At 44.8% G+C, this 20,522-nt stretch carries 16 protein-coding genes; 7 read left to right on the top strand and 9 right to left on the bottom strand.

The window, feature by feature from the left end; genetic code table 11:
• Nucleotides 1–7: 7 nt before the first annotated feature.
• Nucleotides 8–781, bottom strand: coding sequence for a type I methionyl aminopeptidase (gene map, locus FHS86_RS17280; RefSeq protein WP_429416685.1), 774 nt, complete (start codon nt 779–781; stop codon nt 8–10).
• A 93-nt stretch (nt 782–874) separates the two neighbouring features.
• Here map and FHS86_RS17285 point away from each other — a divergent pair, with 93 nt between their 5' ends.
• The gene (locus FHS86_RS17285; RefSeq protein ID WP_429416688.1) at nt 875–1,639 is read left to right on the top strand and encodes an acyl-[acyl-carrier-protein] thioesterase; all 765 of its coding nucleotides are present in this window, start codon (nt 875–877) and stop codon (nt 1,637–1,639) included.
• Between the two features lie 69 nt (nt 1,640–1,708).
• Here FHS86_RS17285 and FHS86_RS17290 read toward each other — a convergent pair whose 3' ends face one another.
• Complete coding sequence (locus tag FHS86_RS17290) at nt 1,709–5,563, bottom strand: LamG-like jellyroll fold domain-containing protein (protein ID WP_429416691.1); 3,855 nt, start codon at nt 5,561–5,563, stop codon at nt 1,709–1,711.
• A gap of 356 nt (nt 5,564–5,919) precedes the next feature.
• Nucleotides 5,920–6,834 (bottom strand): tRNA (adenosine(37)-N6)-dimethylallyltransferase MiaA, encoded by a 915-nt coding sequence (gene miaA / locus FHS86_RS17295; protein ID WP_429416694.1) that lies wholly within the window; start codon nt 6,832–6,834, stop codon nt 5,920–5,922.
• A 137-nt stretch (nt 6,835–6,971) separates the two neighbouring features.
• Between miaA and FHS86_RS17300 the strand changes: the two genes are divergently transcribed.
• Nucleotides 6,972–7,577 carry a Yip1 family protein gene (locus FHS86_RS17300; RefSeq protein ID WP_429416697.1) on the top strand — a complete coding sequence of 202 codons (606 nt, stop codon included), beginning with the start codon at nt 6,972–6,974 and terminating at the stop codon, nt 7,575–7,577.
• 1 nt (nt 7,578) lies between these two features.
• A complete protein-coding gene (gene smpB, locus FHS86_RS17305) occupies nt 7,579–8,040 on the top strand; it encodes an SsrA-binding protein SmpB (RefSeq protein WP_429416700.1) in 462 nt (153 codons plus the stop codon).
• Nucleotides 8,041–8,120: 80 nt separating this feature from the next.
• On the opposite strand, the gene FHS86_RS17310 is transcribed toward smpB, so the two are convergent.
• Entirely contained in the window at nt 8,121–8,744 is a 624-nt protein-coding gene (locus tag FHS86_RS17310; RefSeq protein ID WP_429416703.1) for a hypothetical protein, read from the bottom strand.
• 282 nt (nt 8,745–9,026) lie between these two features.
• On the opposite strand from FHS86_RS17310, the gene FHS86_RS17315 reads away from it, so the two are divergent.
• A complete protein-coding gene (locus tag FHS86_RS17315; RefSeq protein ID WP_429416706.1) occupies nt 9,027–10,646 on the top strand; it encodes a sensor histidine kinase in 1,620 nt (539 codons plus the stop codon).
• A 14-nt stretch (nt 10,647–10,660) separates the two neighbouring features.
• Nucleotides 10,661–11,350 carry a response regulator transcription factor gene (locus FHS86_RS17320; protein ID WP_429416709.1) on the top strand — a complete coding sequence of 230 codons (690 nt, stop codon included), beginning with the start codon at nt 10,661–10,663 and terminating at the stop codon, nt 11,348–11,350.
• Here FHS86_RS17320 and FHS86_RS17325 read toward each other — a convergent pair.
• Both FHS86_RS17325 and FHS86_RS17330 read right to left on the bottom strand, forming a co-directional pair.
• Nucleotides 11,328–12,746, bottom strand: a complete 1,419-nt coding sequence (locus FHS86_RS17325) for a sensor histidine kinase (protein WP_429416712.1) — start codon at nt 12,744–12,746, stop codon at nt 11,328–11,330. The two genes, FHS86_RS17320 and FHS86_RS17325, sit on opposite strands and share 23 nt — an antisense overlap.
• Nucleotides 12,747–12,881: 135 nt before the next feature.
• Nucleotides 12,882–14,168, bottom strand: a complete 1,287-nt coding sequence (locus FHS86_RS17330) for an MFS transporter (protein WP_429416715.1) — start codon at nt 14,166–14,168, stop codon at nt 12,882–12,884.
• A gap of 219 nt (nt 14,169–14,387) precedes the next feature.
• Between FHS86_RS17330 and FHS86_RS17335 the strand changes: the two genes are divergently transcribed.
• Nucleotides 14,388–15,725: an MFS transporter gene (locus tag FHS86_RS17335; protein WP_429416718.1), complete on the top strand. Its 1,338-nt coding sequence runs from the start codon at nt 14,388–14,390 to the stop codon at nt 15,723–15,725.
• 25 nt (nt 15,726–15,750) lie between these two features.
• Here FHS86_RS17335 and ychF read toward each other — a convergent pair whose 3' ends face one another.
• Nucleotides 15,751–16,851: a redox-regulated ATPase YchF gene (gene ychF, locus FHS86_RS17340; RefSeq protein WP_429416721.1), complete on the bottom strand. Its 1,101-nt coding sequence runs from the start codon at nt 16,849–16,851 to the stop codon at nt 15,751–15,753.
• Nucleotides 16,852–16,984: 133 nt separating this feature from the next.
• On the opposite strand from ychF, the gene FHS86_RS17345 reads away from it, so the two are divergent.
• Nucleotides 16,985–17,896, top strand: coding sequence for a glycosyltransferase family 2 protein (locus FHS86_RS17345; protein WP_429416724.1), 912 nt, complete (start codon nt 16,985–16,987; stop codon nt 17,894–17,896).
• Here the strand turns inward: FHS86_RS17345 and FHS86_RS17350 are convergent.
• Together FHS86_RS17350 and gltA are read right to left on the bottom strand one after the other, a co-directional pair.
• The gene (locus FHS86_RS17350; protein WP_429416727.1) at nt 17,893–18,885 is read right to left on the bottom strand and encodes a dihydroorotate dehydrogenase-like protein; all 993 of its coding nucleotides are present in this window, start codon (nt 18,883–18,885) and stop codon (nt 17,893–17,895) included. The two genes, FHS86_RS17345 and FHS86_RS17350, sit on opposite strands and share 4 nt — an antisense overlap.
• Before the next feature lie 148 nt (nt 18,886–19,033).
• Nucleotides 19,034–20,521 carry an NADPH-dependent glutamate synthase gene (gene gltA, locus FHS86_RS17355; protein ID WP_429416730.1) on the bottom strand — a complete coding sequence of 496 codons (1,488 nt, stop codon included), beginning with the start codon at nt 20,519–20,521 and terminating at the stop codon, nt 19,034–19,036.
• Between the last annotated feature and the right edge of the window lies 1 nt (nt 20,522).

Here is a 20,522-nt window from a genome sequence, read left to right on the forward strand (position 1 = left end):
ATCAGGCTTAACCATTGTATGCTCCATCGACATCGGTAAGAACCTCAACCCCTGTTTCGGTAACCAGCAAGGTGTGTTCGAACTGAGCCGATAACTTGCCATCGATGGTGCGGGCAGTCCAGCCGTCGTGTTTGTCAACTTTACAGCGCGATTTGCCCATGTTAATCATGGGCTCAATAGTGAAAGTCATTCCGGGCTCCATGACGGCACCGGTATTTCGGCGGGCAATGTGTTCAACCTGTGGCTCTTCGTGGAAATCGATTCCCACTCCATGGCCGCAAAACTCATAAACCACCGAATAGCCTTTGGCTTTGGCATAACGTGAAATGGCAAAGCCAATGTTGCCAAAACGATTTCCGGGTGCTACCTGCTGTATTCCCAGGTTAAGGCAGTGAAGCGTATCATCAATCAGTTGCTGTGCTTTGGGATCGATGGGGTCGATGGAGAACATTTTACTGGTATCACCATAGTATCCATCGAGTATGGTGGTAACATCAATATTGAAAATATCACCTTCTTTCAAAATGGTATCGGGCGAAGGAATGCCATGGCAAACCACTTCGTTTAGCGAAATACACGATGATTTGGGATAGTCGTGGTAACCCAGTGTGGCTGGTATGGCACCATGGTCACGGATGTATTCTTCGATGATCCGATCGAGGTATTCAGTGCTTACTCCTACTTTGATGTAGCCTTCAATCATTTTAAGTACGTTTCCTGCAAGCTGGCTGCTTCTCCTGATTCCTTCGATCTGTTCAGGTGTTTTTATGATAATCCCCATCGTAATAAAATTTTTTGCAAAAATGAGGATTAACAGCGGGTTTTCAAAACACTCTTCTAATTTTGTACTTTCCGAAGTTGAAATAATACATTCATGAAGAAATTAGAGATAAGGGCTGATGCTCCCCAAATTTATACCGAGACTTTTCGAATTCGTTCCTACCATGTTGACATCCATCAAAGGTTAACCCTGCCCAAGCTGTGTAGTTTTTTTCAGGAGGTGGCAGGTAATCACACCGTGGCTTGTGGAGTGGGTTGGGATGTGCTGCAGCGTGAAAATATCTTTTGGGTTTTGTCACGACTCAAAATAGAAATAAAGCGTTATCCTGTGTGGCAGGAGAAGATTACCATCCGAAGCTGGTCAAACGGGTTAAGCGGACTGATGGCCATCAGGCACTTTCAGGTGTTGTCGGAAGAAGGCGAGGAGCTGGTGCGCGCCATTAGTTCATGGCTAACGGTCGACACTAGCAGCCGGAGAATCGTAAGGGCTAACAGGCTCATGGATGGCTTTCCTTTGAATGAAGAACGTTTATTTGATGAAAATCCTGAAAAGCTGATGCAACCCGAGCCGGAAATATCGGGAGAACCAGTTCCGGTATGTTTTACCGAAACCGACATGAACCAACACATGAACAATGTAAGTTACATTGATCGTATTATCAATGCCTATCCCTTTGACTTTCTAATGGAGCATCGGGTAAGTGGTTTCGAAATCAATTTTTTGAAAGAAGCTGTTCCGGGCGAGCTACTTAAAGTACAGCAACAGTCACTGGGCGAATTGTCCTTTCTCAACAACATTGTAAATGCAGACGATGGCAGCGAGTTGGTTCGCACGCTGATGCGCTGGAGCCGGGTTTAAACAGCATTTATTAAAAAATAAAAGAGGGATATTCGTTGCGAACATCCCTCTTACTTGTGTATTCAGAATTTATTTTTTAATCACCCTGAACATGTTTTGTGCATTGTCACTTTCGACAACCATAAGGTACATGCCGGGTCTTTCAATGCTTACTTCGCCCGACAGGCCAATGTCATTCATACTTTTCACCTTGTTTCCAAGCAAATCGAAAACTATGATGCGCTTGACCGGTTCATTGCTGGTGACGGTAAAGCTTGCGTTACTGATGGTAGGAAATACCTTAACCGCATTGTTCTCAAGACTTACACTACTGGTTCCAATGGTGAAGTTAATGGTATAAGTAACGATGGTACTGCCATCCTCGGCGGTAACCACGATGGTGGTAACACCGGGTACACTTGCGGCATTGTTTATCACTGCGATGGCGGCCGAATTGCTTGTAGTTGCTGTCACAACAGGTACATTGCTTGTTCCCGCAGGAAGCACCACGTCGTAGCTTAGCTGGCTTGAGGCAAACCCTTCAATGCTTACACCATCAACATTGATAGCACTTAAGCTGGCATCATCCGAAAGTTCGTAAGTGAAATTGACCGTGTAGGTGGCAGTTGTTTCGCCATCGCTTGCGGTAACATTTACGGTACTGGTTCCCGGCAGGCTTTCTGCATTGGTAATAACAATGCTTGCTTCTGCATCGGTGCTGCTTGCCGTAAGTGCTGGCACCTCGCTAACACTGTTTTCAAGCACTACATCGTAGCTGTAGGTTGCAGGATCGAAACCATCAACTGTAGTGCCGTTAACTGCTAAATCGCTCAGGCTGGCATCGTTTGATGTTTCGATGCTGAAAGTGATGGTATAGGTATTGATGGTAGTTCCGTCGGCTGCGGTAACCAGTACTGTGGCAACTCCGGGAACTGTGGCAGCATTGGTTACCACCGCTGTTGCCGCTGTATTGCTTGTACTGGCTGTTACGACAGGAGCACTGGTTGTTCCTTCTGGAAGCGCTATATCATAGTTCAGCTTGTACGATGCAAAAGTTTCGATGGTATCTCCATCGAGCATTAGACTGGCCAGTGTGGCATTGCTGCTCTCATCTTCAACAGGGAAGCTGATTGAACGCATGGCAATGGTATTGTCATCCATTACACCACTGTAAATATTGCATTCGAAAACCGAACCAATCCAGGTGGCATCGTTCACATAACCACTTTTCCCGATGTAGGCAAGTGCATTACTCAGGTTCGAAATCAGTTTGGTACCGGTTACGGCAGTTCTGTTAACCAGTAGTCCGTCGATGTACCAGCTGATTGAATCGTAGGTAAGTGTACTAACAACATGGTGGGGCATGCCATCGTCGAGCAGAAGACCGTCGACCCCATTTTCTACACCCCAGGGGCTTGAATAACTTCCGGTTGAAATGGCTGCACGACTTTTTCCACCATTGGCAACAGCAGTATAATAATAGTCGGTTCCAAATGATCCGGTGGTGTTTCCGAAATAAGTCAACATGGTATTTCCGCCGTTTTCACCACTACCTGCAGTGATGTAAGCTTCGACAGTGATTGCAGGATAGGTGTTAATGGCAATTTCTTCGCCGGGCAGTTCAATGTATTGTCCCTGTTCCAGCGCAATGTAGGTTCCATTTTCAACAGTACCACCGGCTATTACTCCGTCAGCTCCACCTACCACGTCTTTGGCTGTGCCATCGGCAAAGGTATAAGCATGTTTCAGGCTTAATGATGTTTCAACTACGTAATGTATTACATATTTGAGGCTGTAAATGCCATCGGCTGAAGTGACTGTTAACTCAATGGCTCCCATGTTTCCGTTGATGGCATGATTTCCGGTTCCTTCAAGGGTGACTGACTGGTCGCGCGGACTTGCATTGACGTTAACAGATGTAGTTCCTTCTGCAAGCGTTACATAGTACTCGGTGGTTTTACTGTTAAATCCTGGTTTGAATGAAACGCCTTCGATGTATAGCGTGTCGAGATCAAGGTTTGCTCTTGGGAATGATTCAACATAAGTACCACCAGTAATGAGTCCGTTTAGTGGATTGGTCGTTGCGTCAAGTGCATAACTTGGTGTAGGAACATCAAAGTTGTAGTAAGCCAGCAAACCGTTTTCACTTCCGCTTAATATTTCGTAGCTGTTGGCTTCTATTGTTTCCTGCGATAATGAATCGTTCCAGATCCTCACTTCGTCAATTAATCCGTTAAACGCACGGGCTTCGGCATCGCTGTCCCATCCAAGGTAAAGTTTGCCTTTTGAAAAGTCGATGGGATCGCTGCTAACCGTCATGCTTGTTTTTACCCCATCGAGATAGATGGTCCGGCTGTTGGCTGTCATTACCACTGCAACATGGTGCCAAACATCGGGCGCTACCACATCGGCCAGGGTGCCATATTCCTCGGGAATATTACTCATATAGCGCAAACGGCCTGCTCCCTGCCAGTCTGATGAATATTGGATGCCTGCATGTCCGTCTTCCGAACGGAGGTAAAGCATACCGGTATTGGCAGCCTGACTTCCGTTAGGTTTCATCCACATTTCGATGGTATAAGGGAAATTGTATAATGAAAGCCCCGAAAGATTAATATTGCTTTCATTTCCATTGCCTCCGGGCAGGCTGATGGCATAGTTCTTACCATCGGCTTCCTCGATGTTCAGTTGATAAGTTGTTGATGTACTGGCATCGGCCGAAGTAACAGTAAGTGAAGCAGTGCCTGTTCCATTACTTAGTGTAACTGTTCCGTTCCCGCTAACTGTTGCCTCTCCGAATGTAGCAATACCATTCACATCAACACTGGTTGTTCCGGAAGGTACAACAACCTGGTAGTTCAGTTCGTATTTGTTGAATACAGGATGAAGTGCGCCCGCTGAAACATCAATGCCCGACAGGGTTGCATCCGAAGAGCCTTCGTCTACAAAGATCTCGACGAAGTACGAATATTCAGATCCGTCGAGTCCGGTTACAATAATTTCAACTCCGATGCCATCGCCGGAAAAATTAACAATGCCGTTACTGATTTCATTACCAAGCCCATCATACATGGCTACAGAAGAGCCAGCTTCTGTGGTTTCATAGCTGAGCTGGATTGAAGTGGTTCCATAAGGAACGAGTAGCTCGTATTCTGAATTCTCAGAACTAAATTCCGGCGATATTGTTCCTTCGCTTGGCGTAAGTGATGCCAATGTTGGGATGGAGGTTTCGATTGGAAAGTCGAGTGAACGTTCAAGGACGGTTGCATCATCCATGATACCACTGTAAATGTTAAATTCAAACAGTGTTCCCAGCCATGTGGGGTCGTTGGCATAACCACCTCTTCCAAGCCAGGCAAAGTCGTTACTCAGGTTGGCAATGCTGTTGTGTGCGTCAAAAGCCGTATTGCCAATGAATACACCGTTTACATACAGATTCAGATTGTTGCTTTCCATGGTCACTACCAGGTGGTAGGTTGCGTTGAGTGTATTGGAGGGGTCGAAGGTAACCGCATTTTCTGCCGCCCAGGGTTCAGCCACGTTGCCGCATGAAATGGCAGCTCTTGTTGCAGGTCCATCCCAGTGGCTGGGGGCAAGAAAAGTACCATTGGCACCCAAACCGGGTGAGCCTTCCGAACCACCAAAATACCACAGCATTGAATTGTCCGGGGTAATTGTAGTGGCCATCGTGTAGGCCTCAAAAGTAATGCTGGAGTAAGTGTTAATTGCAATTTCGGCGGCAGGCAGTTCAATATAAGCACCATTTTCAGCCGATACAAAAGCCCCGTTGATTACATTTCCACCAACAAATGATCCATTGGCTCCGCTCACTTCATCGTTGGCGGTTCCATCACTAAAGGTGTACGAATGTTTCAGTGTTAACTGTGCAAAAGCAAAGTGAACAAACAGAAAAGAAATAGCTAATAGAAGTAAATTTTTTTTCATAGTAAGAAGTTATTGTGTGTCTTGTATTAATAATTTGTAATTAATATAAAAATCAAGATCAATTTATCAATTTAGATGATGTTGGCTCATCATGAATTCGACAATGAATTGAATTTTTTCGGCATTTCAATTTTTCAAGTATTAAACAATGTCCAATAAATCAGCGATTATGTAGTGTAAAGGGGGGAGTTCAAATAATTAATCTGAATATGAAACAAGAAACGAAGGTGAATGGTTTAAGGGAAGGTCGAAAGGTTTTGTTGATCTTATTTTTTATTTGCAAATATTTGGAATTATCAAGTGTGAAAAAACACAGAACAAGCGAAAACTGAATAAATGTTTGTTCGCTGAGCCAATTATTCCAGCCAGTTTTCAATGCGCTTTAATTTTTCATCCATCGGACTATGCCCGTCGAGCCAGTGAATTTCAAATCCTTGTTTTTCCATCCGGCGAAACCAGGTCATCTGGCGTTTGCTAAACTGGTGAATGGCGGTTTCAAGCTGGCTGAACATTTGTTGATAATCGAGTTCGCCCAACAGGTATTGCGTGATGTACTTGTATTCTAAGCCGTAATACAGCAATTGCTCAGGACTTAGGCCTTGTTCAAGAAGCTGCTTGACTTCGTCGGCCATCCCTTCGTCAAGTCTTGCTTTTAGTCTTTGGCTGATTCTTCTGCGACGTGCTTCGCGGTCAAATTTTATTCCCACTATCAGGCTGTTAATTTCGGGGAACCAGGTGTTTATTTCAGGATTATTGGCATAATAGGCTTCAATTTCGATGGCCCTGATGGCTCTTTTACGGGTATCGATATCGCTGCGGTTGTGCAGGGCTTTATAGTTTTTCAACAGTTCGCTCAGTTCATTCAGATCCTTTTTCTCAAGTTGTGTTCGTAATTCTTGATTCACAGGTACGTTGATCAATTTGTAGCCTTTCAGCACCGCATCGATGTACATGCCACTGCCACCGCACAACACAGGTAATTTTCCACGCTTCTGTATGTCTTCAAAAACGGAAATGAAATCACGTTGATATTCAAATACATTGTATTGATAACCGGCATCAACAAGGTCGATCAGATGGTAGGATACCGGGCGGCCATCGACGGTATAGTCAGCAAGATCTTTTCCGGTTCCGATGTTCATGCCGCGGTATACCTGGCGCGAGTCGGCCGATATAATTTCACCATCAATTTTTACTGCCAGATGAGCTGCAACACTTGTTTTTCCCGATGCAGTGGCACCCAGCAATGTGACCATATTGTACTTGCTCATTTTCAATTCAGGTTTTTGTTCGAATTGCTTTTTGATGCTATTTCTTAATGTTAAGCCGATGGAGGCATTTGCCAAAAAGGTTTCAGTTTTACAAAACTAATGTATTTTTGTGGTAATTTTAGCGCTAACAATAAACCATGAACAAAGAGCCATTTCTTCATAAAGCTGAGAAGCTAATCACTGGAATATTTACAGAGAGCTTTATCTTACTGACCCGTCCGGGAGAGATTTGGGAAAGCCGGATTAAGCAAAATCAGAATGAAAAGGCCATTTTTATGCGATTTTTCTTTCCCGGTTTGCTCATCGTATTTCTTTCGGTGATGGTGGGCGATCTCTTGTTTGAATCACGTTATGGTTTCCTGTTTACTGATTCATTAATAAAGGCGGTTCGCAAGTTGCTCATCTTGTTAATGAGTTATTTTGCAGCCATCATGATTTTATACGAGGTTTCGCGCTGGTACCGTATACCAGTGGGCTTCGATACTTCAAAAAGAATTGTGGTTTATTCGATGCTGCCTGTGGTATTGCTGACTATACTGACAAGTATCTTCCCGTTTTTTGACCTCATTGGAATACTTGGATTGTACTCGTTTTACCTGGTCTATTCAGCCTTGATCAGTATTTATGAAATCAAACCGCTTCGCAACATTTCCTACCTTAGCCTGTTATTGGGAGGAATGTTCATGGCCTTTGTGCTGATTTCGTTTCTTTTGAGTAAACTTACTGCATTAATTATTTATTAACATGGGACTTAAGCCACGCAATAAAATCAATATTAAAAACAAGAAAGCCTTTTTCGAATACGAAATTATCGATAAATATGTAGCGGGAATCCAGTTGCAGGGGACCGAAATCAAGTCGATAAGAGAGGGAAGGGCCGGGCTGGTTGACTCCTATTGTCAGTTCTTTTCGGGAGAACTGTATGTTAAGAACATGCATATTTCGGAATATAAGTTTGGTTCTTTAAACAATCACGAATCGAAGCGTGAACGCAAATTGCTGCTTCAGAAAAGGGAACTCGACAAGCTGGAACGAAAATTAAAAGAATCGGGGCTTACCCTTGTACCACTTCGATTGTTCATGACCGACAGTGGTCTGGCCAAGTTGGAGCTTGCCCTTGCCAAAGGAAAGAAAACTTTCGACAAGCGGGAAACGCTCAAGCGGAAAGATGCCAAAAGAGACATCGACCGGGCAATGAAAGTGTAGGTTTAAAAACATGAGCCGAAAAAAAGAAACCCTGCCTTTTGGGCAGAGTTCCTGTTTTCATGGCTAATTATTTGCATTCGTTATCTTTCTCTGATTATGGTGATTTTTTCATCTCCATTCTTTAATATTTCTTTCTCAAAACTTTTGATGTCGGGGTCGTTCAGGTTGATCTGATTGCCCTGAAACTGGCGTCCTTGAGTTGCGCGCTGACGCCTGTTGCCGTAGGCCTGCCGATTGCCATTGGGGCGTTGATTAGCGTATGCTTTCTGCATGCCGTAACCTTGATTGCCGCGTTGGTTTATACCCATTCTACTCCGCGGAAAATCTTCTGTATCGGTAAATTCACGGGTAAGGCCGCAAGGGGTTTTCATCACAATTACCCTGGTGCTGTCACCATTCTCATCTACCGTGATTTCATAATCAATCTCTTCTGCATTGCTCCACATCATTCCTCTTCCTCCGTGACCCTGCATTCTGAATTGTCGGTAAGCCTGTTGACCGCCATTTGCATAACGGGGACCGTAAAAGCCTCTGAAATTACCATCAAGTTCGACTACCACACTGTCGACAGTGGTGCTTCCATCGGCTGCAATTTGTACTGTTTTAATAATGCGTTGTGTTTTTACTGAATCGTTTTGTGCCGAAGCCCAGCCTGCTGTAAACAGAATAAGTGCAAGGGCCATGATTTGTTTTGTTGTTTTCATCTTTTTATATTTCTTAAGTTGTTAATTGCCTGTTGGATAAAGATTGTTTTCTTTGGATTCTCCGGCTACCCGAATGGAACTCGCCATACAATCATTTATCTGTGTGCGAAATGTATTTCACATGGCTCGTTTCATTTTCTTTATTTTTAAAGTTTTACTTTACGATTGATGAAACAAATGTACTTGCTATCCATGCCTGTTTTCAGTTAAGAGATTTATAAAAACTCTTAAGGAAAAGTTAAAGTTGTGAATCGCAGTAGAATAAATCGTTACTTTTGAATCATGAGCAAGCTGAAGGTAAATGCATTGATCGTTCTGATGGCCATTTCGCTGGCGGGGATTATATTTTTACAGCTGTTGTGGATGAAAAATGCTGTGCAGCTGAAAAATGAAATATTTCAGCAAAATGTGAATGAGGCACTGAGACAAACTTCACACAGAGTGGAAACCATCAATGATGTTTTCTGGGTACGACGATTGGTGGGGCCTGCACATCAGCCGGGGCGAAATGACTTAATGCCCGGAAGCCGGCGTAATTTTCAATTTGAATATCAAATCGAAAGCGATAGTGTGAAAGCAGATCGAAAGGCAGGTTTGCAAAGCCGGATCGGACAATGGACGATGGAAAATACCCCCGATTCTCTGAACAATAGAGAGCTGAAGATCGAAATTTACAAGGTCGATTCGCTTATTGAAAAATGGGAAGAACGTATCGAGCACAATATCACCATTGTTTACGATTCAATCTCAAAACAACGAAATTACAGACCAAACGATCATCGGGGTCGCTTTGGAGCACGAACTGAAAGATTGAAGCAAATGGCAGGGCGCATGGTTTTCGAGAGTTGGGCAAGCGGGCAGCAACAAACACCCGATACGGCTTTAATTAATGCTTTGCTCTACGATGAACTGAAGCAGCGAAATATTTCATTGCCTTTTGAAATGGGCGTATTTTATGCCGACGACAGGCTGATTGCATCGCCGGGTGCCGACAGCCTGCTTTTAAGCAGTTCAACACATCGGATAAAACTTTTTCAGGGAGCAATTTTTGATCACAACAACCAACTTTCGGTTTATTTTCCACGGCAGAATTGGTTTGTATTAAAAACACTTTTGCTCCCTGCCATACTTTCACTTTTGTTGTCGGGGCTTGTATTGGCTGTGTTTGTTCTGAGTATCTATTACATTTTACGTCAGAAAAAGGTTTCAGCCATGAAATCCGACTTCATCAACAACATGACCCATGAATTCAAAACGCCATTGGCGACCATCTCGGTGGCGGCCGATACCATTCTGAACCCCAAAGTAATTGACAATCGGGAGCAGGTCACAAAATTCACCAGGGTAATCAAGGAGGAGAATAAAAGAATGAATCAGCAGGTGGAGACCATACTGCAAATTGCCCGGCTTGACAAGCGGGAGTTTGAGTTTAAATTTGAACAGCTCAATCTGCATCAGCTTGCCCAAAAGGCTGTCGAGGCAATTCGTCTGCAGGTAGAAAAACGGGGAGGGAGCATTGAAGCAGCCTACAAGGCAGAGCATGCCGTGGTAATGGCCGACCAGCAACATGTTTTCAATTTAATCAACAACCTGCTCGATAATGCCAACAAGTATTCGCCCGGGGAACCGGTAATCAGCATAAGCACTTTCAATTCCGAACGGGGAGTATGGTTGAAGGTGAGCGACCAGGGCATTGGCATGAGCAAGCAGGTACAGCAAAAGGCCTTTGAACATTTTTATCGCGAAACAAGCGGAAATATTCATAATGTGAAGGGTTTTGGCTTGGGCTTAAGTTATGTGAAGGCGGTGGTTGAAGCTCATCACGGTGAGGTAGGTATCGAAAGTCAGCCTGGTTCAGGCACTACTTTTAGTGTGTTTTTTCCCTTTGTCCACAATGATTAAAACAGCAGAAAGGCATGATCAAAAAAATATTCTTTGTAGAAGATGATTTGAGCTTTGGCTCGGTAATGAAATCGTATCTCGAACTGAGCGACTATCAGGTCGACTGGGTTGATGACGGGCAGAATGCAGTCAAAGAGTTTGAAAGAGGGGTGTACGATCTGGTGCTGCTCGATGTGATGCTGCCTCATGTTGATGGTTTTACCATTGGGAAGAAAATAAAGGAACTCAAACCCGACTTACCACTTATTTACCTTACTGCGAAGTCGTTAAAGGAAGATATTCTTAAAGGTTACGGTCTGGGGGCCGATGATTATATAACAAAACCCTTCGACTCGGAAGTTTTACTTTGTAAAATTGAAGCAGTAATGAAGCGAAGAGCAGGTGAGCCGGAAACCGTAGCAAAGGAAAGCTTTCAGATTGGCTCCTATCACTTCAATTTTCGCCGGCGACAGGTGATCAGAAACGCGCAGGTACAGCAGTTGTCGCCCAGGGAAGCCGAATTGCTCCGGATGCTTTGTTTGAACATCAATGAATTATTGGCCCGTGAAGAAGCCTTGAAAAAAATATGGGGCGACGACGATTACTTTACCGCCCGCAGCATGGATGTGTATGTCACCAAATTAAGAAAATACCTGAAAGACGATCCCGATGTGGGAATTAAAAATATACATGGAAGCGGTTTCATTCTTGAGGTAAATCAGTGATTCTTTCTCCCTGTTTCTGAGTGACTGCCGGTATACTGAACCAAAAAGTACTTCCCTTTCCTTCAGCAGAATTGAAGCCAATACTTCCTCCCATGGCTTGAGTTAGTGCTTTGCAAATGGAAAGTCCAAGGCCAATTCCCGGTACCTGTTTATTGGCAGGGCGGTTAATCTTCGAAAAACGACTGAATATTTTGTGCTGCTCCGACTGTGGAATTCCAATCCCGTTATCACTTACCTTAAACAGCAATTGCTGATCGTTTAATGCTACGTTTATTCTTATGCTTCCCTTTTGGGTGTATTTGATGGCGTTTGAAATCAGGTTAATGAGTACCTGTTTGGTGTGTCCGGCGTCAATCATGTAAGTTGTCTGGCCTTGTCCGATGTTCAGCTCATACGAAAGCTTCAATTCTGAAAATTTGTGCAGTGGATGACTGTGTTCAATCATTGAGCGGCAATCGTCGATGAGTTTTTCCAGTGCTGTTTTCCGCAGTTCAAATTTTACCTGCCCCGACTCGATCAGCGATATGTCCACAATGTCCTTGATGAGGTTATTCAGGTAGTTTGAGTTTTTAAGAATCTGTTCGGTATAGATTTGGCTTCTGGGGTGTTCTTCAAATTCCGACTGAAGTAATTCGGAAAAGCCCATGATGGCATTCATCGGGGTTCGAATGTCGTGTGAAAGGTTGGCCAGAAAAACCGATTTTAGCCGATCGGCATTTTCTGCTTTGATTTTTTCTTCGTTGAGCTGCTTGTTCTTTTTTATTACTTCCTTTTTTAATTTTGTTTCCGAATTAATTGATTGCTCAAGTGCATTCAGTAGCAGTGCCAGCGGAATGGCAGTTAATGAATTAAAAATAATTACGTTCGATCCAATGGCAATCCACGACATGGTATCGTAGGTGTTGAAGAAAATGGTGTCGAGCCATTGCATGCGAATGGCAAAGGCCAGTGCCAGCATTATGGCAATGTTAATGAGTACAGTACTCACCGAGGCCCATAAACCTAGCAGTAAGGCAGCTATTAGTGAAGTACTGGCCATCCATATCAGTCCCGGCCCCATGGGCCCCAGTATAACGAGAAGAATAATACTCAGGACGTATAAAATGACAATGATGATGATGATTTTTGCCCGAAGTGGAATGCGTTTGATGAAGATGACACCAAGCAGCATAAAATAAACAAGCAGGTCGCTGATGGTGATTACATGAGTCTGTTCTTTAATTGAAACAGCAAGATTCGGAACAATGGCTATGGTACCAAATACCAGAAATGCGAGCATTAATCCGCCAAAAATCTTTTCTCTCCAATACCACAGGCCATCAGTTGGGGAGTAAGTTTTGTTTTGGAAGAAATAGTGCTCAACGCCGCGAAAAATCTGATTTATTCTTCTTCTCACCTTGTATTTTACCCTTTTTACGAGTGGTAAAGTACAAAATTATTGGCAATAAATACTTAAGCACTTGTTAAAAAATGAATGCATATTCATTTTGCCATCAGCAGTATTGGTCCGAAGCTGTTTTTCGCCGTCTGTTTATGATAGCATCTTTTTCTTTCCAAATTCCTTGTCAATTTTCAGGAAAGGAATTAGCAACAAACCCGGAATGGTGCAAACGATTACCCAGATGAAAAAGAATTCATAATTGAGCTGGTCCTGAATCCAGCCGCTGAGCATGCCGGGCACCATCATGCCCAGTGCCATCAGTCCGGTGGCAATGGCGTAGTGCGAAGTACGTGTATGCCCCTGTACAAAGTAGATGAGATAAAGCATGAAGGCGGTAAAACCAAAGCCGTATCCAAATTGCTCGAGGGCAATTAATCCCTGAATCAAAAAAATGTTTTCAGGCAGAAAGCGGGCCATGTACCAATAGGCCGCATTGGGCAGGTTCATGGCCAACGCCATGGGCCACATCCATTGCCGTAATCCTCTTTTTGCAACGGCCATTCCACCAAGAATACCACCCAGCACCAGTCCGGTAACACCAAGGGTTCCGTAGGCCCAGCCAACCTGCTCGTTGCTTAGGCCAAGGCCTCCGGCTTGAGGGCTGTCGATCAGAAAAGGCTGAGCCAGTTTGGTGAGCTGGGCTTCTCCCAAACGATAGAAAAGCACAAACAGCATAAAAACTACAATGTTGTTTTTTTTGAAGAAGGAGATGAAGGTGGCAAAATATTCGGTAATGGCTTTCTTACCACTGCTTAATTTCATTAACGGATCGGACGCAGGGCGTGGCATGATGCGCAGGTGATACAGTCCAATGAGCAAATAAACAAAGCCCGAAAAAAGCAAAACAAACATCCATGAGGTGGCCGCACGATGGCCTCGTTCAATGAGCACACCGCTCAGGTACACCAATCCGCCCTGGCCTGCAATGGCTGCAATCCGCCAGAAAGTATTCCTGATGCCCACAAAAAATGATTGCTGGTATTCACTCAATCCCAGCATGTAAAAACCATCGGCTGCGATGTCGTGTGTGGCCGACTGAAAAGCAATGAGCCAAAAGAAAATGATACTCCATCGGAGATAGCCTTCAAGGGGCAGGGTGAGCCCGATGGATGCAATGAGCACCCCCATTATAATTTGCATGCTAACAATCCAGCCACGTTTGGTTTTGAAGTGATCGATAAAGGGACTCCAAAAAGGTTTGATGACCCAGGGAAGATAAAACCAGCTGGTGTAAAAGGCGAGTTCGGTGTTGCTCAGTCCCAGGTTTTTGTACATTACTGTTGAAACCACAATGACCAGAATGTAGGGAAAGCCCTGTGCAAAATATAACGAAGGCACCCAGGCCCAGGGATGAATGCTGCGATGTTTATGCTTCATGAAGTTAAAAGAAAGAAAAATATGTGAGTTCTCAAGGTGCTGATTTGTATTTGTTCGAGAATTTGCAGCGTTTTTAATTGAGAATAGGGATTGAGCTTCAGGTCCGAATTCAATTTTACACATCTACTGTGGTTAAAAGCATATTAATTATGCTGAAAGCAGGACAGAATGAAGCCGGAAAAAAGAAATTGAAACTTTCATTTTTTGTTTCTTTGCACCATGAAGCTGAATTTGAAAACAACACCCTTTCCGTTTAAGGTCAATCAATTTCCGTTTTTCTATGGCTGGGTCATTCTGGCTGCCGGAACCATTGGGGTAATTATGAGTTTGCCGGGTCAAACCATGGGCGTTTCGGTTTTTACCGATTACCTGATTGCAGCCCTGCGTATTGAACGCACTTCGCTAAGTCTGGCCTATCTGCTGGGAACGGTCATCAGCGGCTTTATGATTACCCGGGCAGGCAAGTATTACGATAAATACGGAGCGCGGGTAATGGCCATGCTGGCAGGTTTCATGCTGGGCCTGATGGCCATTGGTTTATCGAAGGTCGATTTCATGGTCGATGCCATCACACGCTGGCTGGGCTCGTCGTACCGCGAATACATCGCCATTGTTTTGCTGGTTTTTGGCTTTTGGGGCATTCGTTTTTTTGGTCAGGGCATACTCACCATGGTCAGCCGGAACATGGTGATGAAATGGTTCGAAAGTCATCGCGGACTGGCCAATGCCATCATGGGGGTTTTCGTTTCATTTGGCTTTTCCTACGCACCCCGTTTGCTGAACGACCTGATTGAATACGATGGTTGGCGTGCAGCCTGGGGAGTTATTGGTCTTTTTGTAGGCATCGTTTTCGTAATTTTTGCACTGGTCTTTTTCCGCGACAATGCCAGGGACTGTGGGGTAGAGCCTGACGGTAAACTGGGCCGGGTTAAGAACAAATTATTTTCGAAAAAAGCAGCGCTTGAAAAGGAATTTACCCTCAAACAGGCTCAAAGAAAATATTCTTTCTGGGTATTTAATCTGGGCATTGCCCTCAATGCCCTGTTTGTAACCGCTTTTACCTTTCATGTGGTGTCGATATTTAAACAGGCCGGGTTTGATCGTGAAAGCGCCATCGCCATATTTCTTCCCGCTTCGTTTATTGCAGTAGTCTTCAATTTTGTGGGTGGCTGGATCAGCGACTACATCCGATTGAAGTACTTATTAATCATTAACATGGTTGGAATTGCCATTGCCGGGTTTGCACTTACACAACTCAATACAGCAAATGTAGCTTACTACCTCCTTATTGTTGGAAATGGCATTATGAGTGGCTTGTTCAGTGTAATCAATACGGTAAGCTGGCCGCGTTTTTTTGGGGTGAAACACCTGGGGGCTATTTCGGGTTACTCGATGAGCTGGACGGTCATTGCCAGCGCGCTGGGACCCTATCTTTTTAGTCTTTCGCTTAAATACAGTGGCTCGTATACCCTGGGAAGTATCATTGTGATTGCGCTGGCGCTTACGCTGATGGTTCTCGGACTAAAAGCAAATAATGTAGAAGCCGAAGCAGCTTAGTACTGCTTCGACTCGAACCATCGTTTTATACGTTAAAGCGGAAATGCATGATGTCGCCATCCTGAACTACATAGTCTTTGCCTTCAACACCCATTTTACCGGCTTCCTTGCAGGCGGCTTCCGATCCGTATTTGAGAAAGTCGTCGTACTTAATTACCTCGGCACGGATAAAGCCTTTTTCAAAGTCGGAGTGGATGACCCCGGCAGCCTGAGGAGCGGTATAACCTTCGTGGAAAGTCCAGGCACGTACTTCTTTCTCACCGGCGGTAAAGTAAGTTTTTAGATTCAGAATCTTATAAGCAGACTTGATCAGTTTGGCAACGCCCGATTCCTTTAATCCCAGATCTTCCAAAAACATCTGACGTTCTTCGAAACTTTCGAGCTCGGCAATGTCGGCTTCGGTGGCGGCGGCAATTACCAGCACCTCGGCATTTTCTTCGGCAGCAGCAGCTTTTACCTGATCGACAAAGTCATTGCCGCTAACAACAGCAGCTTCGTCAACGTTACACACGTAAAGAACCGGTTTGTCGGTTAAGAGGAACAGATCGGATACCAGGGCACGGTTGGGAGCATCGAGCTCGAGGGTGCGGGCTGCTTTACCGCTTTCGAGCACGGCTTTGTATTTCTCCAAAAGCTCCAATACTTTCAGCGCTTTTTTGTCACCACCGGTACGGGCCTGCTTGGCAATTTTGGTGATGCGGGCTTCCACTGTTTCAAGGTCTTTAATCTGAAGTTCAAAGTCGATGGTTTCCTTGTCACGCAGCGGATTGATGCTTCCATCGACGTGGGTAATGTTTTCGTTTTCAAAACAACGCAACACATGAATAATCGCATCGGTTTCGCGAATGTTTCCGAGGAATTTGTTGCCCAGGCCTTCGCCCTTGCTGGCTCCCTTAACCAGTCCGGCGATGTCGACAATCTCAACAGTGGTAGGAACAACACGCTGTGGTTTAACCAGCTTTTCCAGCTCGTTCAGGCGTTCGTCGGGCACAGTAATTACGCCTATGTTGGGTTCAATCGTGCAAAACGGAAAGTTTGCCGATTGTGCTTTCGCATTCGATAAACAGTTGAACAGGGTTGATTTACCCACATTGGGCAAGCCCACAATACCACACTTTAAAGCCATATCTTTTCTTATTCTGAATTTGAGCTTGCAAAAATAGTTTTTTTAAGTCAAAATACTTTCAAATACCATTTTTTGCTACTTTTAAGTGCTAATGGCAAAAGTAGCTTAAACAAAGATAACATTCCGGCTCGAAGTGATACTTTCAATTTGTATACCCACGTATAATTACAATATTGTTTCATTGGTCAACACACTGCATGAGCAGTTACTTGCATCTTCAATCAGTTTTGAAATACTGGTTGTTGATGATTGCTCTGATGACAGAAGTTGTGTTGAAGTCAATCAAAGTATCAGGCAGTTAAGCAATACCCGTTTTATTCAACTTGATAAAAACTGCGGCCGGTCGTTTGTTCGAAATTACCTGATTCAGCAGGCTAACGGAGAATTTCTGCTTTTTCTCGATGGAGACGTATTTCCGTGTACCAACGATTTTATTCAGCATTATTTATCGAAGCGGCATGCAGGAGATGTTATTGTTGGAGGCCTGCGTTATCGTGAGCAGTTGAAGGATGAACGCAATGCACTCAGGTGGCGCTACGGAGTAGAGCGTGAAGCGCTATTAGCGAAGGAGAGAAAAAGGAAGCCTTACAGTTCATTTATGTCGGGTAATTTTTTGATCAATGCAAAAGTATTTTCCCGGCTTCGGTTTGATGAATCGCTAAAGAAATATGGTCATGAGGATACGCTTTTAGGGCTTGCCCTAAAGAAGGACCAATACACTATCAAACACATTGATAATCCTGTTTTTCACGATGGCCTTGAAAGCAATGAAGTATTTCTGGAAAAGACGCGGATAGCTGTTGAAAATTTATATCAGCTGATTACTAATCACCCGGCTGCGACTGATTTATTCAAAGAGGTAAAATTGTTGAAACTTTATAAGATTTTACAAAGCATCCTACTAAATAAACCTGTGGCCCGTTGGTTTCACAGAAATGAGAAGCAACTGGCCACAGGCTTATGTTCAGGAAAACTGAGTTTGCGTTATCTCGACTGGTACAAATTGGGGTATTTGTGCCAAATCAGTTTGCAAAAACATGCTTAATTTTCAAATTCTCCAAAGTATTTCATAAACTGTACCCGCTCGTACTGCTCGGGATGATCTGTTTTTTGGGCGCTGGCCATTCCTTTTAAGGCATCAATTGATTCGATCTGATGTTCATCCATCCAGTTGGAAAGTCCCTGAACAATGTCCTTCACCAGCTCGTATCCGTTTTTATAAATGCCCGAAACTACTTGCACGGCACTGGCTCCGGCCATGATCATCTTGATGGTGGTTGTCTGGTCGTGTACTCCGGTGCTGGCAGCCAGTTCGCATTGTACGTGTCCCGAAAGCAGACCAATCCAGCGCAAGGACTGAAGGTATTCAAAGGGATGACTCAGAATTTTTGCCGGTACCAGTTCGCGGTTTTCAATGTCGATATCGATGTTGTAGAAACGGTTGAACAGGGTGATGCCTGCAATTCCGGTTTCCGACAGGGCTTTCACCATGCGCGCCAGATCGGAAAAATAAGGCGACAACTTAATGCTTACCGGTATCTTCACCGTTTCGAGTACCTTTTTGATGGTTTTGAAATAATAATCCTCTACCTGCTGAGCCGTGCGGTTCAGGTCGGAGGGAAGTACAAAAAGGTTGAGCTCAAGGGCATCGGCGCCGGCTTCGGCCAGCTTGCCTGCAAAAAATGCCCAGTCGCTGCCCGAAGTACAGTTAATGCTTGCTACCAGCGGAACTTCCACGCCTTCGGCTTTAGCACCCTTAATCAGTTCGAGGTACTGCCTTATTTTGTCATTTTTGATTTCGTAGTCGAAATAATCGAGGTGTTCAAGGTTGTGGTGTCCAACGGCCTGTTTTTCGAATTCACTCTGGTATTCATTGTAAATCTCTTCTTCGAAAACCGATTTGAGTACAATGGCACCGGCTCCGTTTTCGGCCAGTAGTTTTATTTTGTCGATTGAATTAGAGAGTCCCGAGCTACCGATAATTACCGGTGTTTTTAAGTCTAATCCAAAAAATCGGGTGCTTAAATTTGCCATTATAATGTGTTTCTGGGTTAATGGTTAATGATTTTTTTGAATCTTATTGATGGATTCTAATATTCCCAACAAGCATCCGTAATCCCTATGAGAAATTTCAGACATAGATGGTTTCTGCTAAAATTTGTTTTTTGCCTTTTCCACAAATTTAGTCATTCTTTTGCTCACCTGAAAGGTACTCATGCATGGCACCGGCTGCATTGCGTCCGTCGCCCATGGCGAGAATTACGGTTGCTCCGCCGCGCACAATGTCGCCACCGGCAAAGATTACAGGGATGGATGACTGCATTTTGTCGTTCACCTCGATGGTTCCCCAGCGGCTTACCTGCAAATCGGGGAGACTGGCGGGAATAAGCGGGTTGGGCGAAACACCAACAGCTACAATCACCAGGTCAACATCGATGTCTTCTTCCGATCCTTCGACAGGCACCGGCCGGCGCCGACCCGATGCATCGGGTTCGCCCAGTTCCATGTGCTGGATACGCATTTTGTTCACCCTTCCGCTTTCGTCGGCAAAGTATTCAAGCGGATTGGCCAGGTTCAGAAATTCGATCCCCTCTTCGAGCGCATGTTTTACTTCCTCGACGCGGGCAGGCATTTCAACCCGTGAGCGGCGGTAAACAATCATGGCCCTTTCGGCACCCAGACGCTTGGCTGTGCGCACCGAGTCCATGGCGGTATTTCCACCACCAATTACGGCTACATTTTTCCCTCTCATCACCAGGGTGTCGTGATCGTCCTGTGCTGCTCCCATCAGGTTTACCCGGGTAAGGTATTCGTTGCTCGACATAATGCCGTTGTAGTTCTCGCCCGGGATGTTCATGAAACGGGGCAAACCGGCTCCACTGCCCACAAAATAGCCCTTGAAGCCTTCGGCGTTGAGTTGTTCAAAGCTGGCCGTACGACCAACAATGAAGTTGGTGACAAATTGAACGCCCATTTTTTTCAGGGTTTCCAGCTCCACATCGACCATGTGGTTGGGGAGCCTGAATTCGGGAATTCCGTATTTCAACACACCGCCAATTTCATGCAGGGCTTCGAATACCGTAACATCGTAACCCAGTTTGGCCATGTCGCCGGCAAACGAAAGTGACGAAGGTCCTGAACCTACGGCAGCTACTTTAATTCCGTTCGAAGGGGCACACTGAGGTACGGCCATGGCACCCGATTCGCGTTCCCAGTCGGCAGCAAAGCGTTCGAGATAACCAATGGCCACCGGCTCTTTTTTCAGCTTCAGGGTATAAAAACACTGGGCTTCGCATTGTTTCTCCTGCGGACAAACACGGCCGCAAACGGCTGGCAGGGCGCTGGTAAGTTTCAGGGTTTGGGCAGCCAGCCCGTATTCTTTTCTTTCTATGTTTTTTATGAATTCAGGAATATTGATCTGAACCGGGCAGCCTTCGATGCAGGTAGGGTTCACGCAATCCATACAGCGCGAGGCTTCGTTAATAGCCTGTTCTTCGCTGAGGCCCAGGTTGACTTCCATGTTTTGATACTTCACCCTTTCGTTGGGATCGACTTCGGGCATGTGTACCCTTTCTTTGTCGGTACGTTCCTTGCCTTTCAGTTTTTTGCGGAGTTCAATCCGCCATTCCTCTCCTCTTCGCTCTTTAAGGTATTCGTTGATGGTGGTCATT

It is taken from the genome of Roseimarinus sediminis, assembly GCF_050433125.1.
GTDB classification, from domain to species: domain Bacteria; phylum Bacteroidota; class Bacteroidia; order Bacteroidales; family Prolixibacteraceae; genus Roseimarinus; species Roseimarinus sediminis.

Excerpts from the sequence above, each read along its gene's own strand:
- map (WP_429416685.1), bottom strand. The coding sequence starts at position 781 with ATGGGGATTATCATAAAAACACCTGAACAGATCGAAGGAATCAGGAGA.
- FHS86_RS17285 (WP_429416688.1), top strand. The coding sequence starts at position 875 with ATGAAGAAATTAGAGATAAGGGCTGATGCTCCCCAAATTTATACCGAG.
- FHS86_RS17290 (WP_429416691.1), bottom strand. The coding sequence starts at position 5,563 with ATGAAAAAAAATTTACTTCTATTAGCTATTTCTTTTCTGTTTGTTCAC.
- miaA (WP_429416694.1), bottom strand. The coding sequence starts at position 6,834 with ATGAGCAAGTACAATATGGTCACATTGCTGGGTGCCACTGCATCGGGA.
- FHS86_RS17300 (WP_429416697.1), top strand. The coding sequence starts at position 6,972 with ATGAACAAAGAGCCATTTCTTCATAAAGCTGAGAAGCTAATCACTGGA.
- smpB (WP_429416700.1), top strand. The coding sequence starts at position 7,579 with ATGGGACTTAAGCCACGCAATAAAATCAATATTAAAAACAAGAAAGCC.
- FHS86_RS17310 (WP_429416703.1), bottom strand. The coding sequence starts at position 8,744 with ATGAAAACAACAAAACAAATCATGGCCCTTGCACTTATTCTGTTTACA.
- FHS86_RS17315 (WP_429416706.1), top strand. The coding sequence starts at position 9,027 with ATGAGCAAGCTGAAGGTAAATGCATTGATCGTTCTGATGGCCATTTCG.
- FHS86_RS17320 (WP_429416709.1), top strand. The coding sequence starts at position 10,661 with ATGATCAAAAAAATATTCTTTGTAGAAGATGATTTGAGCTTTGGCTCG.
- FHS86_RS17330 (WP_429416715.1), bottom strand. The coding sequence starts at position 14,168 with ATGAAGCATAAACATCGCAGCATTCATCCCTGGGCCTGGGTGCCTTCG.
- FHS86_RS17335 (WP_429416718.1), top strand. The coding sequence starts at position 14,388 with ATGAAGCTGAATTTGAAAACAACACCCTTTCCGTTTAAGGTCAATCAA.
- ychF (WP_429416721.1), bottom strand. The coding sequence starts at position 16,851 with ATGGCTTTAAAGTGTGGTATTGTGGGCTTGCCCAATGTGGGTAAATCA.
- FHS86_RS17350 (WP_429416727.1), bottom strand. The coding sequence starts at position 18,885 with ATGGCAAATTTAAGCACCCGATTTTTTGGATTAGACTTAAAAACACCG.
- gltA (WP_429416730.1), bottom strand. The coding sequence starts at position 20,521 with ATGACCACCATCAACGAATACCTTAAAGAGCGAAGAGGAGAGGAATGG.